Here is a 16568-nt window from a genome sequence, read left to right on the forward strand (position 1 = left end):
GCCGTTGAATAGTAGGTATGAGCGACAACAACCGGAAGTCCGTACCGCAGCCGACTAACAAGCAATCGGCTAACACTCCCTCGCACCCGCCGACAACGCACACTAACCCTCCGGCTGGAACGCCGGCGCAGATTCCGGCGTCACCAAAAAAGAACAGCGAGCAGCGCGAGGTGAAGAAGACCCTGGCGGGAACGACGTGGGTGGCGCTCATCGTCGGCGTGCTGCTGCTGATCCTGTTGCTGGTGTTTATCCTCCAGAACCAGGAATCCGCCGAGCTCCAGCTGCTGGGCTGGACGATGACCTTCCCGATCGGCGTAGGCATGCTGATCGCCGCGATTGTCGGTGCGCTGATCATGGCACTGGTCGGCGGAGTACGCATCGTGCAGCTGCGCAAGCAGGTTACGGAATAGCTAGACGCCGCTGAGCATATTTAGCACAACCCAGGTGATCATCGCCGACGGCAACATGCCGTCCAGGCGATCCATCAGGCCACCGTGGCCCGGCAGCATGCCGGACATGTCCTTGATCCCGAGATCGCGCTTGAACTGCGACTCCACCAGGTCGCCGAGGGTGGCGCAGCAGGCCAGGCCGGGCCCCAGCAGCAGACCGACCCAGAACGGGCCGGAAAGCAGCAAGGTCACGCAGGCCACACCGATGGCGGTGGATAGGATCAGCGAGCCGACGAAGCCCTCCCAGGACTTCTTGGGACTGACAGCGGGTGCCATCGGGTGCGTGCCGAAAAGCACGCCGGCGATGTAACCGCCCACGTCGGAGCCCACAACACACAGCATGAACGTGACGATGAAGGCCCAGCCGTCGACGTGATCGCGCTCCATACGCGACAACATGGCCGCGAAGCTGCCAAACAGGGGGATCCACGTCAGTACAAAAACGCCGACCGCCGTATCCCGCAGATAGTTATGCGGAGGCGAGGAACGGCCGTGGTGGAATAGGCGCGTCACCATCAGCAACAACACGCTGATGACGAAACCCGCCAGCGCGCCCGTCGGCCCGAAAGGCCACGAAAGCCACACGATCACCTGCGCGCCTAAGAAGAGGACGGGCAGGTTCAGCACATAGCCGCCCTCGTAGAGCCGGCGCCAGACTTCATAAACCGCCAGCGACAAGGCCAAGGCCACCAGCGGATACCACGCGAAAGGTGTGAAGAGCCCCGCGATGGCGATGGCGCCCAGAAATACGCCGACGGCGATGGCCTGTTTCAGATCCCGGCCGGGACCATTCTTGGGTTTCGGGCGAGCAACGATGAGAAATCGGCCTTTCGTGCGCGGGGGCTAGCAGGCGCTCGAGTTAAACCTCGAGCAGTTCCTTCTCCTTGGCCTCGACCAGGGAATCAACCTGCTCGACGTAGTTGTGGGTGATCTTCTCCAGATCCTTCTCAGCTGCGCGAACTTCGTCCTCGCCGGCCTCGCCGTCCTTCTGGATCTTGCCCAGCTGCTCCATGCCCTTGCGGCGGATGTTGCGGATGGCGATCTTCGCGTCCTCGCCCTTGGCCTTGGCCATCTTGACCATTTCCTTGCGGCGCTCCTCGGTGAGCTGCGGGATCGTGACGCGCAGCACCTGACCGTCGTTGGTGGGGTTGACGCCCAGGTCGGAGTTGCGGATAGCGTTCTCGATCGCATCCATGGTGGACTGCTCGTAAGGCTTGATCAGCAGCATGCGGGGCTCCGGAACACTGATGGTGGCCATCTGGGTGATCGGAGTGGGAACGCCGTAGTACTCGGCGACAACGCCGTTGAACATGGAGGGGTTGGCGCGACCGGTGCGGATGGTCGTCAGATCCTCTCGGGCGTGCTCCACGGAGCTAGTCATACGCTCTTCGGACTCAAGCAGAATATCGTCAATCATGATTAGAAATTTACCAGCTTACGGTGGGGATATGGGTTTAGGGATCGGGTTATGTTGGCTCTTTAGCGGGCACCGACGTTGCCGTCGACCAGGGTGCCGATGCGCTCGCCGTTGATCGCGCGGGCGATATTGCCCTCGGTGAGCAGGTTGAACACCAGGATCGGCATCTTGTTGTCCATGCATAGGGAGAACGCGGTGGCGTCGGCGACCTTGAGCCCCTTCTCGATGACCTCCCACGGGGTGATCTCGTGGAAGAGCTCCGCATCTGGGTTGGTGCGCGGATCGTCGCTGTACACGCCGTCGACGGCCTTGGCCATCAGTAGCACCTCGCAGCCGATCTCCAGGGCGCGCTGGGCGGCGGTGGTGTCGGTGGAGAAGTACGGCATGCCCATGCCCGCGCCGAAGATAACGACACGCCCCTTCTCCAGGTGGCGGGAGGCGCGCAGCGGCAGGTAGGGCTCTGCAACCTGCGTCATCTGGATGGCGGTCTGCACGCGGCAGTCCACGCCCTCCTGCTCGAGGAAATCCTGCAGGGCCAGGCAGTTCATGACCGTGCCGAGCATGCCCATGTAGTCGGAGCGGGAGCGGTCCAGGCCGCGCTGCTGCAGCTCTGCCCCGCGGAAGAAGTTGCCGCCGCCGATGACCACGGCGACTTCCACACCGGACTTGGAAACCTCCGCGATCTGTCGCGCCACGTTCTGCACGACGTCGGGGTCGATGCCGACCTTGCCGCCGCCGAACATCTCACCCCCCAGCTTCAACATAACGCGCTTGTAGCCTTCGCGGTTTTCGGCTGTAGTCACCGGGGAATCTCCTTTGTCGACGTGTTTTGCACTGCTGGCCATACTACCCCACCCAAGACATGGAAAAAGGCCTCGGCACCCTTACGGGCCGAGGCCAAAGTTACAAGGCTTTATGCCTAGCGGTACGTGGCTATGCCTGGCCAACCTCGAAGCGCTTGAAGCCCTTCAGGGTCACGCCGGCCTCGTCCATAACCTGCTTAACAGACTTCTTGGACTCGGTGACGGACGGCTGGTCCAGCAGGCAAACGTCCTTGAAGTAGCCCTTCAGGCGACCCTCGATGATGTTCGGCAGAGCCTTCTCCGGCTTGCCTTCCTCGCGTGCGGTAGCCTCGGCGATCTCGCGCTCCTTAGCAACGGTCTCAGCCGGGACCTCGTCGCTGCTCAGGTACTTAGCCTTCAGAGCGGCAACCTGCATAGCGGCTGCCTTTGCTGCGCCCTCGTCGTCGCCTTCGTAGGCAACCAGCACGCCAACTGCCGGCGGCAGGTCAGCGGAGCGGTGGTGCATGTAGACAGCGACCTTGTCGCCCTCGATGGTGGTGGCGCGCTTCAGCTCCAGCTTCTCGCCGATCTTTGCGGACAGCTGCTGCAGAGCGTCGACAGCCTTCTGGCCGTCAACCTCGACTGCCTCGAGCTCCTCGCGGGAGTTAGCCTTAACCTCGGCTGCAGCGGCTGCGACCTTGTCGGCGAACTCGATGAACTCGGAGTTCTTGGCCACGAAGTCAGTCTCAGCGTTGACCTCGATCATGGTGTTACCGGAAACGGCGATCAGGCCCTCGGAGGCGGAGCGCTCTGCGCGCTTGCCAACGTCCTTGGCGCCCTTGATGCGCAGGATCTCGATGGCCTTGTCGAAGTCGCCAGCGGCTTCTTCCAGGGCCTTCTTGCAGTCCATCATGCCGGCGCCGGTGATCTCGCGGAGCTTCTTAACGTCTGCAGCGGTGTAGTTCGCCATGTGGGGCGATCCTCCTTCTGGTGGAAGTGTTCATAGTGGCTGAAATAACAGTTTCTAAATTCAGTCCTGTTTTCCAGCCTAGGTTACAAGTAACGCCCACGCCCGTCGGACACGGGTCTGAAACTGTGTCCCATACGGGGGTGGGCGCTAAATCGCTAGCTCTAAAGCAGCTTATGCCTCGGTGTTGCCCTCGGCCTTTGCCTCAGCCTGAGCCTCTTCGGCGGGGGCCTCGGTCTTCTCAGCCTCAGCCGGTGCCTTGTCAGCGTCGCCGGCAGCTTCCTTGGCTGCAGCCTCCTGGCGCTCGGCGCGGGCCTGGCGGCCAGCCTCGACTGCGGAGGAGATGATACTGGTCAGCAGGTTTGCGGAGCGGATAGCGTCGTCGTTGCCCGGGATCGGGTAGTCGACAACATCCGGGTCGCAGTTGGTGTCCAGGATTGCGACAACCGGGATGTTCAGCTTCTGTGCCTCGGAGACAGCGATGTGCTCCTTGTTGGTGTCGACGATCCACAGAGCGGACGGGGTCTTGGTCATGTCCGCGATGCCGCCGAGGACGCGCTCCAGCTTGTTGCGCTCGCGGGCCAGCATCAGAACTTCCTTCTTGGTGCGGCCCTTGTAGCCGTCCTCAGCTGCGTCCATTGCCTGCAGCTCCTTGAGGCGGTGCAGACGCTTAGCAACGGTCTGGAAGTTGGTCAGCATGCCGCCGAGCCAGCGGTGGTTGACGTAGGGCATGCCCACGCGCTCTGCCTCGTTGGCAACTGCTTCCTGGGCCTGCTTCTTGGTACCGACGTACAGGATGTTGCCGCCGTGGGCGACGGTCTCCTTGACGAACTCGTATGCCTCGTCGATGTAGGTCAGGGTCTGCTGCAGGTCGATGATGTAGATGCCGTTGCGGTCGGTGAAGATGAAGCGCTTCATCTTCGGGTTCCAACGGCGGGTCTGGTGACCGAAGTGGACACCAGCGTCCAGCAGCTCGCGCATAGTAACAACAGCCATGGTGTTACAGGGGCGTATTTCTTCTAGCCAACCGCGTGGTCGGCGCCGCCCCTTCCTCGCTTTCAAAGTTTAGGGTTTGACGGTTTTCTTCACGATGCACTCGACACTCACTGTACGTGCGTGGCTTATGCACCATCCTGGCAGATAGTCCCCGGTGTAGCTGTGGCTCGCCATGTTCGCCCGCTTCTTCTATCGGGACCGTGCTGGTGAGCCATTAGGTGGGGTGCGAATATCTACGCGTAGTCAGTCGCCTTACTCCGCCTCTCGGTCTTCGCGAAACCGAGTGCACTCCCTTAGAACTTGTGTGTATCAAGAAAGTGCGACAGACGGATCCGGACATACTGCGCTTGCTACCCTACCCCCACTCACGCTGCCAAAACAAGTCCTATCGCCGCGCGTTGTGCCGTTTCTGTGGACAACTTTTAGTTATCCACAGCCTCGCCGGTTCGCCCTTTCTTTTTGGTGACGCCCCCACGCATCATCTGTAGCCATGACCCCACGGCTATACCGCACCATTTCCTTAACGCTTGCGCTGGTTCTCCTCTGGGTTGGCACCCCGCCTGCTCCCTTGCCAACTGCAAGTTCCCAACCCGATGCGCCCCGCATAGTCCGCTCCCATAGGTTGCCAACTGCCAAGGATGCGCAGGTAATCCGCGCTGCGGACATTCCCGATGCCGTGTGGGAACCGGGTCACCGGGGCGTGGACCTGCAGGCCTCTCCCGGTGAGGCGATCTTAGCCAGCCGGGGTGGCACCGTCGCCTTTGCAGGAGTCGTCGCTGGCACGCCGGTTGTCTCCATCAGCCACGCGGACGGTATCCGCACCACCTATGAGCCCGTCATGGCACGCGTGCGCGCCGGTCAAAAGGTGCGCCGAGGCGAGGTCATCGGCGTGCTGGCGGATGTCGCCAACTTGCCTGAGCATGCCCGGAAATCGCCGGGGCTATCCTGGGGCGCGCGATTCGAAGGCAAGGGGCGGGTGTACATCGACCCGATGACGCTTCTCGGTTCCGTGCGGGTCAGGCTCTGGGATGTGCCTGGTTAAAGACGGCCTTCAGGCGCTCGGTGCCGACGTGGGTATAGATCTGCGTGGTGGACATGTTCGAGTGGCCAAGGAGCTCCTGCACCACGCGGAGGTCCGCCCCACCCTCCAGGATCGCTGTGGCCGCGGAGTGCCGCAGCCCGTGGGGAGACAGGCGCGGGCCGGGGCCAGCCTGGGTTACGCGATTCACCACGGTGCGCACCTGGCGGGGATCGATGCGCTTGCCGCGCACGCCCACGAAAAGAGCCGGGGTTCCCTTGGCCATGTCGCCTCGCACCTCGAGCCATTTCTCCAGGGCCGTCACCACGGTGGCCCCAAAGGGGACCACGCGGGTCTTGCTACCCTTACCCGTCACGCGGAGGAGGCGGTTGGAAAAGTCCACGTCGTCCACATCGCAGCCGGTCAGCTCGGAAACGCGGATGCCGGTGGCGTACAGCAACTCAACCATGGCCCAGTCGCGGATGGCGCTGGGCGTGGATGCATCGGCCTCGGGCTGCAGGCCGTTGAGCATGTCGGTGGCCTGATCGGCGCGCAGCACGCGCGGCAGCGTGCGCTGCGGCTTCGGAGCCTTCAGTGCGGCGACCGGGTTGGCCTGCACGAAGCCGCGGTGGGCAAGAAAGGCTCCGAAGCCGCGCATGCTCGAGGCCAGCCGGGAGAGGCTGGCCCGGCTGGCGCCGTTATCCACCGCCCAGCCCAGCACGTCGCGGGCGCGGTCCAGGTCGAACTCCTCGATGCGCTCTAAGCCTTCCAGCGCGCTGTCGAGATCCCGTCGGTAGGCGCGGATCGTGTTCTCGGAGCGCCCGACCACGTGGCGCAGGTGCTGTTCGTAGTCGTCCAGCGCAGACCACAGCGGCGCCGTGGTGCCAGTGGGACGAGAGTTACTCATGTGACCAATCTAGCCGGTCACTCGACCCTAATCCAGCGATCCGCCTCCCTCCGGAGCCTGCCCATGGCCTCCAGGTCTCGCAAGCAGCGGATCACCGTGCGGGCGGGCAAACCGGTGGCTTCCACCAGTTGCGGCAGTCTGCCTTCGGGGCCTTTGCCGCTCGGCAAGGCTGCGGCGTCAATAATGGCGAGGTGCTCCCAGCTAGGTAGGAACGAGCGATCCTCTTGGCCCAGCCCCAGCGCCATCTGCTCGCCGAGAGGGGTGAGCTCCTCGATCAAGTCACGGGCGCTGACGGCCAGCGTGGCGCGGGCGGTGCGAATGCGATCGAGGCACCCAAGGGAGGCGTGGGAGGTCACGGGGCCGGGGACGGCAAAGGTAGGCTTCACGAAGGCCTCAGCCCAGTTCAGGGTGTTGAGGGCTCCGCTGCGCTGCGGGGCCTCCACCACCAGGGTCGCCTGTCCGAGCGCCGCCGCCAGGCGGTTGCGGGTGAGGAAGCGATGGCGGGCCGGCGGAGTGCCCGGTGGATACTCGCTGATAAGCATTCCGCCGGCGGCGACTATCTGCTCAAACAGATCCCCATGCGCCTTGGGGTAGGAGACGTCGAGCCCGCAGGCCATGACCACAATCGTGGGCATCTTGGAATCGAGGGCCGCGCGGTGGGCGATAGCATCGATGCCGATCGCACCCCCGGAGATCAGGCTAAAGCCCGCGTCCGCCAGGTCTCCTGCGAAGGACCGGGTAACCTGCTCGCCGTAACGTGTGGCGGCACGGGTGCCCACGACCGTAACCGAGCGGCGCACCAACGCATCCAGCCGCGTGTCTCCGCGTACCCACAGGGCGAAAGGTGCGGCCGCCTGGCCGCGGACGGAGGAATCGTGATCCGCACCCGATTCGGCCATGCGGACGAAACTGGCGGTCAGTTCGCTCGGCCACTCGTCGTCCTCCGGGGTGACCAACCGCCAGCCGCGGGCGATGGCCAGCTCCGCGTCGCGGGTGGGGTCCTGCTCGTAGCGCTGCGAGGTCGAGTCCGCCAGCGCGCCCGGCAGCTTCCCTCCCCGGCGCGCCAGGGCTTCTGCTACGGATCGCACGTCCGCGGGGCCGAGCTGCTCCCAACCGTTGGGCCACAGCATGTCCAACACGTCGAGGCGCGATGCCTCTATGACCCGGCGCACGTAGACCCACTCCAAAAAATTTTCCTGGGTCGTCATCGCTGTACCTCCGCCAATTCCCTATCCGCTCCGAAGAATTCCACCGCGTCGCTGATGTGCCCCAGGTGCGGGGCGGATGCCCGGTCGAGATCCGCGAGAGTCCAGGCGACACGGATGGTTCGGTCCACTCCCCGCTGCGTGATCGTGCCGGTGCGCAGCATGTCCTCCAGCAGCACGGCGCCGGAATCGTCCACGCCTACCTGCCGCAAAATTTTTCCGGGCACCAGCGCGTTGCTGGCGGTACCCCACCGCCGGCGGGCGCGGTCCCTGGCCTCGGCCACCCTTTCGGCCACGGCGGCGCTAGTCTCCCCCGGACTGCTAAGCGCTTCAATCTGCGGCCTGCCCGTGGTGGTGGCGAACACATCCACCCGGTCGCGCAGCGGGCCGGATAGCTTCGCCTGATACCGCAGCCGCGCCCCCGATGGGCACGTGCAGTCAATCGGCAGCTCCGCGCCACACGGGCAGGGGTTGGCGGCCATCACCAGTTGAAAGTCGGCGGGGAAGCTGGAGATCCGATTCGCCCGCATGAGCTCCACGCGGCGCAGCTCCATGGGTACGCGCAGGCACTCCAGGCTATCCCGGCGCGCCTCGCTGACCTCGTCGATAAACAGCACTCCGTGGTGGGCCAGGCTCACGGCCCCGGGCACGGGAACGCGCCCGCCGCCGATGAGTGCAGCCGGGGTCACGTTGTGGTGCGGGGCGATGAACGGCCGCTGCCCCGCGAGCACCTCCGGCAGGCTCCCCTTCACCCCCGCCAGGGAGTGCACGCTCGCGGCCTCCACCCGCTCGGTATCGGTCATGGGCGGGAGTATCCCCGGCAGGCGTTCGGCCAGCATTGATTTGCCGCTGCCCGGCGGCCCCGTCAGCATCAGGTTGTGTCCCCCGGCCGCGGCCACCTCCACCGCCCGACGGGCGGCGGGCTGGCCCACGACCTCCGCCAGGTCCCCCACTGGGCGGGGCGGGACGTACTCCCTCGGGCACGCCTCTCGCAGCTCTCCCCCGCGCAGCCAGTCGATGACCGTACCCAGGTTCGGGGCCACCAGCACACTCACACCCCCATCGCTCGCTGCCGCTGCCTGCGCAGCCTCGGCTGCCTCGCTTTCGTTTCCCACGGGCACCACGACAGTGGAAAAGCCCTCCATTGCCGCGGCCAACACCAGCGCGAACACTCCCTGCACCGGGCGGATTTGCCCGTCCAACCCCAGCTCCCCCACCAGGATCGTCTGGGCTAGTCGCCCTGCCCCCAGCGCGTCGTCCGCCACCGCGGAAAGCATCGCGCACACCATCGCCAGGTCGTAGCCCGCCCCCTGCTTCGGCAGCCCAGCGGGCGATAGGCTCATCACGGTCCGCGACCCCGGCCACCCCACGCCGGAGTTCTTGAGCGCCGACCGGATGCGGTCCTTCGCCTGCACCACCGCGGTATCCCCCATGCCCACGATTGATATTCCGGGCAGCCCCCTGCTCACGTCGCACTCGACGGTGATCACGGTCCGCCTGGTCCCCTCCAGCGCTATCGACTGCGCATGCCCCACGGCCATCGATCACCACACCCCCTCGACGTGCTCGCGCACCCCGTCCGGTCCGACGTCGATCACGTCCACGCGCAGTCCCCCGGAAAACTGCACCCCCTCGCGGTTCTGTTCCAGCCATAGCCCGGCCAGCGTGCGAATCCGCCTGAGCTTCCGCGGCCCCACCGCCGCCACTCCGCCCCCGTCGGAGTCCGAGGCGCGATACTTTACCTCGATGAAAGCCAGGTCGTCCTCGGGCGTCCGCGCCACCAAGTCCAGCTCCCCATAGCGGGTATAGAAGTTGCGGTCCAGCACCTCATACCCCGCCCGCTGCAGATACTCAGCCGCCAGGTCCTCCCCCAGGTTTCCCACTGCTCGCTTGTTCGCCGCCGTCACTAGTCGCCCTCCCCTTTTCGTGATCCGGCACCGGTCCTTCACGCCCGGCACCTGGTTCACAAGTGTGGGGCATCATCCCCGTGGGGTGGCGTCATAAAAAGAAACAGAGACAACAAAAGCCCAGGGGGCTGTGGATAACCCCTGGGCTGTGAATAAGAGGAAAGGTGCAGGTCAGTCGGGCAGCTGCAGCTCGGGCTTGTCGAGCTCCTCGATGTTTACGTCCTTGTAGGTGATTACGCGCACGTAGCGGACGAAGCGGGCGGGGCGGTACATGTCCCACACCCAGGCATCAGACATGCGAACTTCGTAGTAGACCTCCCCGCCGGAGTTGCGCGGGATCAACTCGACGGCGTTGGCCAGGTAAAAGCGGCGCTCGGTCTCCACAACGTAGGAAAACTGGCTGACCACGTCGCGGTACTCGCGGTACATCGACAGCTCGACGTTTGCCTCGTAGTCGTCTAGTTCCTCAGCGCTCACGGACTTACCCTCGATCCTTCCCTTTAAGCCACTGCTGGTGCGCAGCGGCCACGTTCTTGTAACTGTAACGGTGATAAGGGGTGCCACCATGTAGGCTCACCGCAGTCATGTGCGCCTTGGTGCCATAGCCCTTGTGACTAGCCAAACCATACCCCGGGAACTCCTCGTCGAGCGTTCGCAACACTCGATCCCTGGAAACCTTTGCCAGCACACTTGCCGCGCTAATGCACTTGGCCATCTGGTCGCCCTTCACCACGGGCAGGTGCGGCATGGGCAGGCCGGGGACCTTCACCGCATCCGTCAGCACGTATCCGGGCTGCACCTCCAAAGCGGCCACGGCACGCCGCATGCCCGAGACGTTCGCGTGCTGGATGCCGAAGCGGTCGATATCTTCGGCGCTGATGTGAATGATCGAGTAGGAAACGGCGACGTCGCGGATGACGTCATACAGCCGTTCGCGGGTCTTCTCCGTGAGCTTCTTCGAGTCGGTCAGGCGGTCCAGCCCGGCCTCGTCCAGGTCGGCAGGCAGGATGCACGCCGCAATCGAGATCGGCCCGCAGCACGCGCCGCGCCCGGCCTCGTCCACTCCCGCGACAGGCCCCAGCCCCGCGGCCTCTAGCTCGCGTTCCATCTAGCCCTGGATGGGCAGGGCGTCCACGCCACCAATGCGGCTGAACGGCAGCAGGATGGACTCGACCTCGCCGACGATGTTCTCCACCGGGATGGTGCCCTGGTGCTCGTCGCCCATGTGCGCGCGGGAGTCCAGCGAGTTGGTGCGATTGTCGCCCATCACCCAGACAGCGTCGTCCGGCACGGTGACAGGTCCGAAGTAGTCGCCCTGGCACTCCTTGGAGCCCGTGGTCGGGTCGATCGGGTTCGCCGGTGGGTTCATCGTGTAGGAATCGTCGACCTTCTTGCCGTTGACCATGATGCCCGGGTCGCCCTCCTGGCACTGCACGGTCTGCCCACCGGTGGCGATCACGCGCTTGACCAGGGTGTTTTCGTCCGGCGCGACGATGCCGATAGTGGCGCCAAGGTTCTGCAGCCCGCGCACCACGTCGTTGGAGCTGCGGCGGGAGGTGTATTCCTCGTTCCAAGACTCAGTTCCGACGAAAACGACGACATCGCCCGGGTCGGGCATCTTGTCGCCGCGGTAGGCCAACTTGTTCACGAAGATGCGGTCGGGTGTGCAGCCCACGCAGCCGTGCAGCGTCGGCTCCATAGACTCGGAAGGAATCAGGTACATGCGGCCCACAAAGTTATTGAAAGCGCCCAGCACCAGCATCGTCACCAGGATGATGATCGGCATCTCGACCCACCAAGGGTAGGTCTTCTTCTCCTTCTTCTTTTTTGGTGACGCCCCCTGCTCCGGCTGCGCTGCAGCCTCATCGGGCACGTTAGGGTCGTTGGGTTCCTGTCGATGAGTCACAAAGAACGAGGATACCAGTGGGGCGAACAGCAAAAAACCCAGCCACGAAAGTGTGACTGGGTTGATAGCACTTAGGGGGTAAGTACTAGATGCGCTCCTTGATGCGGGCTGCCTTGCCGCGACGCTCGCGCAGGTAGTACAGCTTCGCACGGCGAACCTTACCGCGGGACAGGACGTCGATGCGGTCGATGTTCGGGGAGTGAACCGGGAAGGTACGCTCCACACCGATGCCGAAGGAAACCTTGCGGATGGTGAAGGTCTCGCGGATGCCGGAGTTCTGGCGGCGGATCACAACACCACGGAAAACCTGCAGACGGGACTTGGAGCCCTCGATAACCTTGACGTGAACGTCCAGGGTATCGCCGGCGCGGAACTCGGGAATGTCGTCGCGCAGCTGAGCTGCGTCAACCTTATCAAGAATGTGCATGGATGAAATCCTTTTGCTCGTCTGGATAGAGGATCCTCGCGGCTTTTCGCGTGACGTGCGCGCCTACGGGTTCGTACCCACAACAGAAATTAACTTGAGTAGTATGACACCGACTAGCGGCTTTGTCCAAATCCCGCGTTCTTCAGCGCGGCGGCCATGCTGCCCTGCGGGGCCTGATTGCGCGGGTTAGGCTTCCTCCGCGCCCCCTTCTTCGGCTTGGACTTGCCGTTGGCTGTAGGGGCCTTGGGTTCGTCCTGCAGGCGCAGGGAAAGGCCAATGCGGTTGCGCGGAACGTCCACGTCAACGACACGCACCTTCACCACCTCGCCAGAGCTGACCACGTCGTGCGGATCCTTTACGAATTGCTCGCTCATGGCGGAGACGTGAACCAGGCCATCCTGGTGCACGCCGATGTCCACGAAGGCTCCGAAGGCCGCAACGTTAGTGACCGTGCCCTCTAGCACCATGCCCGGCTTGAGGTCCTTGATGGTCTCGATCCCCTCGGCGAGCGTGGCGGTCTTAAACGTCGGGCGCGGGTCGCGCCCCGGCTTGTCCAGCTCCGCCAGCACGTCCGTGACGGTGGGGATGCCGAACTTCTCGTCGGCGAAGTCCCCCGCACGCAGCTTGCCCAGCACGGCGGAGTTGCCTACGAGCTGCGCAACCTCCACGCCGGTCGCGTCCACGATGCGGCGCACCAGCGAGTAGGCCTCGGGGTGTACAGCTGAGCCGTCCAGCGGGTCGGCAGCTCCGTTGATGCGCAGGAAGCCCGCAGCCTGCTCGAACGCCTTCGGCCCCAGGCGCGGCACCTTCAGCAGCTCCTTGCGGGACATGAAAGCGCCGTTCTCATCACGGTAGGCCACGATGTTTTCCGCCAGGGTCGGGGTAATGCCCGCCACGCGGTTGAGCAGCGGCGCACTGGCCAGGTTCACGTCCACGCCGACGGAGTTCACTGCATCCTCCACCACAGTGTCCAGCCCGGCGGCCAGCAGCGCCTGGTTGACGTCGTGCTGGTACTGCCCCACGCCGATGGATTTCGGGTCGATCTTCACCAGCTCCGCCAGCGGATCCTGCAGGCGGCGGGCAATGGAAACGGCTCCGCGCAGCGAGACGTCCATGTCCGGGAACTCCTGGGCGGCCACCTCGGAGGCAGAGTAGACCGACGCACCTGCCTCGGAGATGACGACGGTTTGGGGCTTAGTGCCCTCCGCCAGCCCGGCGATCTCCTTTGCCAGCTTCTCGGTCTCGCGGCTGGCGGTGCCGTTGCCCACTGCCAGTAGCTCCACGCCGTGCTTGTTCACCAGCGCGCTGAGGATCGTGCGGGCCTTATCCCACTGGCCCGAGTGCGGGTAGACGACGACCGTGTCCAACACCTTGCCGGTGCCGTCCACCACGGCGCACTTCACGCCGTTGCGGTAGCCCGGGTCCATGCCCAGGGTCGCCCGGTGGCCCGCGGGGGCCGCCAGCAGGAGATCCTTCAGGTTCTTCGAGAACACGCCCACGGCGGCCTCGTCGGCCTTCTCCTTCAGACGCATACGCACATCCACCGCGGAGCTGACCGCCAGCTTGGTGCGCCAGCCGAAGCGCACGCATTCGGCGCGGAACTTATCGGCCGGATCACCCTGAGCCTGCAGCCCGGTGCGATCGGCAATGATGCCCTGGTAGAACTCGTCGTCCTCCCCCGGCGCAAAGCTCACCCGCAGCACGCCCTCATTCTCCCCGCGCAGCAGTGCTAGCACGCGGTGGCTCGGCAGATCCCCGAAGGGTTCGTCGAACTCGAAGTAGTCGCGGTACTTCTGGCCTTCTTCCTCCTTGCCCTCAATCACGGCGGATTCGGCACGGCCGCGCTTGAAGTACTCCTCGCGGATCTCCCCCACCAAATCCGGGTCGGTGGAAATGTCCTCGACCACAATGGCCCTGGCGCCGGCCATCACCGAGGTGGCGTCAGCAAAACCCTCCTGGACGTAGTCCGCTGCCAGATCGGGACTGCCTCCGGCGAGCAGCTTCTCAACCAGCTCGCCCAAGCCGGCCTCGCGCGCGATGGCGGCCTTGGTGCGGCGGGACTTCTTAAACGGCAGGTACAGATCCTCGAGGCGGGCCTTCGTGTCCACGGCCAGGATCTTTTCACGCAGCTCGTCGGTGAGCTTGCCCTGCTCTTCGATGCTCTTGAGGATGGTCTCCTTGCGGGCGGCGAGCTCGCGTAGGTAGTCGAGGCGCTGCTCGAGCTGGCGCAGCTGGCTATCGTCCATGCCGCCGGTGACTTCCTTGCGGTAGCGGGCGATAAACGGCACGGTCGCCCCGCCATCCAGCAGGTCGATGGTGGCCTGAACGCGGGGCTGATCCACCCCGAGCTCGTGGGCAATGATGCTAGCGATGCTATCGGTCATTCCCCACATTCTAGAGGGGCTACTGCTTGCCGAAGTCCTCGCCCCACTCGGGCGCATCGCTGGTGAACTCCGTCAGATCGCGCTCGCCGCTAAAGCCCTGCTGCATGTGCAGGTACTCCAGGTGGCGATCGAAAAGATCCAGCACGTTATTGATCAGCTGCGCGCGGGTGTAGCCGAACACGTCGAAGCCCAGGGAGCCGTTCATGCCGAAGACCTCGAGGCGGACGTAGTTCTTGCCGTTGTCGAGTTTGTCCGACGCGCCCTCGCGGACCGCGAACTCCGGGGTGGTGGAGATGACCGGGTAGAGCTGATAGCGGAAGACCGGGTCCTCCCCGAAAATCACGGACAGGTCCAACTGGGGAACCTTGGTGTCCTTACTGTCGGCGACCAACAACGTGGCGTCATAATCCCTAGCCCGCAGCGCCGTAGCGACCGATTCGAGGGCGGGCTTGGCGATCTGCACCACATACCGGTGCGCGGTCTGCTCCGACGGCCAGGTAGAAGTGCGATCGAGGCGGTTCTCCCAGTCCAGGTCGTTGCCAGAGGGCAGAGTGCGCCCGGAAATCGCGGAGTGCAGAGCGATGGCACGGGAATCCACCTGGGCGGTCTCCATGCGTATCGAGCGCATCAAGCCCACCATGATCAGGTACACCACCACCATGAACGGCAAGCCCATGATCAGCGTGGCCATCTGCAGCGTGGCGATGCCGCCAACTTGCAGCATGGCGATCGTCAGCACGGCGACGGCACCCGACCACATCAGGCGCATCCACGGCGCGCCGTCCTGCTGTGGGTCCTGCGAGATGGAGGAGAACTTCGCCATAACCAGCGCGCCGGAGTCCGCGGAGGTCACGAAGAACAGCAGACCCACGAGGATGGCGATAAACACCACGATCGTGCCGCCGGGCAGTCCATCGAGCAGGGTGTAGAAGCCACGCTCCGGGGAGTCCACGGCGGTCTGCAGGAAGTCGTGATCCTTGTTGTTGACCGCACGATCCAGCGCAGTGTTGCCCAGGATGGAGGCCCACAGCGCGACGAAGAGGAAGGGGACGCACAGGGTACCGATGACGAATTGACGGAAGGTGCGGCCACGGGAAATACGCGCCAGGAACAGACCTACGAACGGCGCCCAGGCCACCCACCAGGCCCAGAAGAACAGGGTCCAGTTAGCCATCCAATCCGCGGTGGCTGCCGGGTCCTGGGAGTAAGAGAAAGTCTCGAAGGTCCAGCGCGGCAGCCAGGCGAGGTAGTCGCCCATGTTCTTCACCACGGAGTTCAGCAGCCAGCCAGTGCGGCCGGTGAACAGGACGAACAGCAGTAGTGCGGTGGCGAGGTAGACGTTCGCCTCACTGAGGCGCTTAATGCCCTTGTCCACACCGGATACTGCGGAGATCGCTGCGACGCCCACTGCCAGCGCCACCAGAGCGATTTGCATGCCACGGCCCTCGGGCAGGCCGAACACCATGTTCAGACCGAAGTTCAGCTGCACCACGCCGATACCCAGGGAGGCCGCCACGCCGAAGATCGTGCCGAGCAGGGCGGCGATATCGACCGCGTCGCCGATCGGCCCGTTCACCCGCTTGCCGATCAACGGGTACAGGGCGCTGCGGATGGCCAGGGGCATGTTCAGGCGGTAGGCGTAGTAGCCAAAGGCCAGGCCCATCAGCGCGTACAGCGCCCAGCCGGACACGCCCCAGTGGAATAGAGTCCAGGCGATGGCCTCGTTGTAGGCCTGCTCCGTCATCCCCTCGCCCACCGGCGGGGTGGAATACTGCGCCAGCGGCTCGGCCACGGAGTAGAACATCACGCCGATGCCGATACCGGCGGCGAAGAGCATTGCCGACCAGGAGAAAAGGCTGTACTGGGGCTTGGAGTGGTCGGGACCCAAGCGGATAGCGCCCGCCTTGGACAGGGCGATCCAGATCATGAAGATCAGCGCAATGGCGACGGTGGCGATGTAGAGCCAACCCAGGCTCTCTGTCAGCCACCCGGTGATTCCCCCGACGACGGAATCGAAGTTATCGCTGGCGACGGCGGCCCAGATAGCGACCAGCAAAGTGATGACCATCGTGACCGCCACCACGGGCCAGTTGGCCTTGGGAGGCTCCCCACTGCGTGAACGGTCCGCCCCCGCAGAGTACGTACCGACGATGGCCCGAGGGCCAGCTGACAGTCTGGATCGCTTCTTGTCCGCCAACTTTTC

Annotated in this window: 17 protein-coding genes; 2 read left to right on the plus strand and 15 right to left on the minus strand. The window is 64.4% G+C overall.

What is annotated here, in order from left to right; genetic code table 11:
• The first annotated feature begins 8 nt into the window (after positions 1-8).
• Positions 9-410 carry a LapA family protein gene (locus HMPREF3166_RS03425; protein WP_035006052.1) on the plus strand — a complete coding sequence of 134 codons (402 nt, stop codon included), beginning with the start codon at positions 9-11 and terminating at the stop codon, positions 408-410.
• Here the strand turns inward: HMPREF3166_RS03425 and HMPREF3166_RS03430 are convergent, their stop codons facing one another.
• From HMPREF3166_RS03430 to rpsB, 5 genes are all read right to left on the minus strand, one after another.
• Positions 411-1265: a phosphatidate cytidylyltransferase gene (locus tag HMPREF3166_RS03430; protein WP_034986404.1), complete on the minus strand. Its 855-nt coding sequence runs from the start codon at positions 1263-1265 to the stop codon at positions 411-413.
• Positions 1266-1308: 43 nt separating this feature from the next.
• The gene (gene frr, locus HMPREF3166_RS03435; RefSeq protein WP_034986349.1) at positions 1309-1866 is read right to left on the minus strand and encodes a ribosome recycling factor; all 558 of its coding nucleotides are present in this window, start codon (positions 1864-1866) and stop codon (positions 1309-1311) included.
• 62 nt (positions 1867-1928) lie between these two features.
• Positions 1929-2711: a UMP kinase gene (gene pyrH / locus HMPREF3166_RS03440; RefSeq protein ID WP_049050452.1), complete on the minus strand. Its 783-nt coding sequence runs from the start codon at positions 2709-2711 to the stop codon at positions 1929-1931.
• Between the two features lie 88 nt (positions 2712-2799).
• Positions 2800-3618, minus strand: a complete 819-nt coding sequence (gene tsf / locus HMPREF3166_RS03445) for a translation elongation factor Ts (protein ID WP_034986351.1) — start codon at positions 3616-3618, stop codon at positions 2800-2802.
• A gap of 171 nt (positions 3619-3789) precedes the next feature.
• Entirely contained in the window at positions 3790-4611 is an 822-nt protein-coding gene (gene rpsB, locus HMPREF3166_RS03450; RefSeq protein ID WP_070487667.1) for a 30S ribosomal protein S2, read from the minus strand.
• Between the two features lie 622 nt (positions 4612-5233).
• Between rpsB and HMPREF3166_RS03455 the strand changes: the two genes are divergently transcribed.
• Entirely contained in the window at positions 5234-5653 is a 420-nt protein-coding gene (locus tag HMPREF3166_RS03455) for a M23 family metallopeptidase (protein WP_237746336.1), read from the plus strand.
• Here HMPREF3166_RS03455 and HMPREF3166_RS03460 read toward each other — a convergent pair.
• The 10 genes from HMPREF3166_RS03460 to betT all read right to left on the minus strand — a co-directional run bounded on the left by HMPREF3166_RS03460 (position 5628) and on the right by betT (position 16562).
• Positions 5628-6536 carry a tyrosine recombinase XerC gene (locus HMPREF3166_RS03460; protein ID WP_049050450.1) on the minus strand — a complete coding sequence of 303 codons (909 nt, stop codon included), beginning with the start codon at positions 6534-6536 and terminating at the stop codon, positions 5628-5630. The two genes, HMPREF3166_RS03455 and HMPREF3166_RS03460, sit on opposite strands and share 26 nt — an antisense overlap.
• A 17-nt stretch (positions 6537-6553) precedes the next feature.
• Positions 6554-7744, minus strand: coding sequence for a DNA-processing protein DprA (gene dprA / locus HMPREF3166_RS03465; protein WP_070487672.1), 1191 nt, complete (start codon positions 7742-7744; stop codon positions 6554-6556).
• Positions 7741-9282, minus strand: coding sequence for a YifB family Mg chelatase-like AAA ATPase (locus tag HMPREF3166_RS03470; protein ID WP_070487674.1), 1542 nt, complete (start codon positions 9280-9282; stop codon positions 7741-7743). The genes dprA and HMPREF3166_RS03470 overlap by 4 nt, the downstream gene beginning before the upstream one ends.
• A 3-nt stretch (positions 9283-9285) precedes the next feature.
• The gene (locus tag HMPREF3166_RS03475; RefSeq protein ID WP_237746337.1) at positions 9286-9648 is read right to left on the minus strand and encodes a YraN family protein; all 363 of its coding nucleotides are present in this window, start codon (positions 9646-9648) and stop codon (positions 9286-9288) included.
• A 171-nt stretch (positions 9649-9819) separates the two neighbouring features.
• Complete coding sequence (locus HMPREF3166_RS03480) at positions 9820-10125, minus strand: DUF2469 domain-containing protein (RefSeq protein ID WP_005295294.1); 306 nt, start codon at positions 10123-10125, stop codon at positions 9820-9822.
• Between the two features lie 4 nt (positions 10126-10129).
• Positions 10130-10756, minus strand: a complete 627-nt coding sequence (locus HMPREF3166_RS03485) for a ribonuclease HII (protein WP_070487676.1) — start codon at positions 10754-10756, stop codon at positions 10130-10132.
• Complete coding sequence (gene lepB, locus HMPREF3166_RS03490; protein WP_070487745.1) at positions 10757-11554, minus strand: signal peptidase I; 798 nt, start codon at positions 11552-11554, stop codon at positions 10757-10759.
• An 85-nt stretch (positions 11555-11639) separates the two neighbouring features.
• Positions 11640-11981 carry a 50S ribosomal protein L19 gene (gene rplS, locus HMPREF3166_RS03495; RefSeq protein ID WP_005295302.1) on the minus strand — a complete coding sequence of 114 codons (342 nt, stop codon included), beginning with the start codon at positions 11979-11981 and terminating at the stop codon, positions 11640-11642.
• Positions 11982-12094: 113 nt separating this feature from the next.
• Positions 12095-14365 carry a Tex family protein gene (locus tag HMPREF3166_RS03500; RefSeq protein WP_070487678.1) on the minus strand — a complete coding sequence of 757 codons (2271 nt, stop codon included), beginning with the start codon at positions 14363-14365 and terminating at the stop codon, positions 12095-12097.
• Positions 14366-14384: 19 nt separating this feature from the next.
• Positions 14385-16562: a choline BCCT transporter BetT gene (betT, locus tag HMPREF3166_RS03505; RefSeq protein WP_034986360.1), complete on the minus strand. Its 2178-nt coding sequence runs from the start codon at positions 16560-16562 to the stop codon at positions 14385-14387.
• Between the last annotated feature and the right edge of the window lie 6 nt (positions 16563-16568).

It is taken from the genome of Corynebacterium sp. HMSC08A12 (genome assembly GCF_001807485.1).
Lineage (GTDB): Bacteria > Actinomycetota > Actinomycetes > Mycobacteriales > Mycobacteriaceae > Corynebacterium > Corynebacterium evansiae.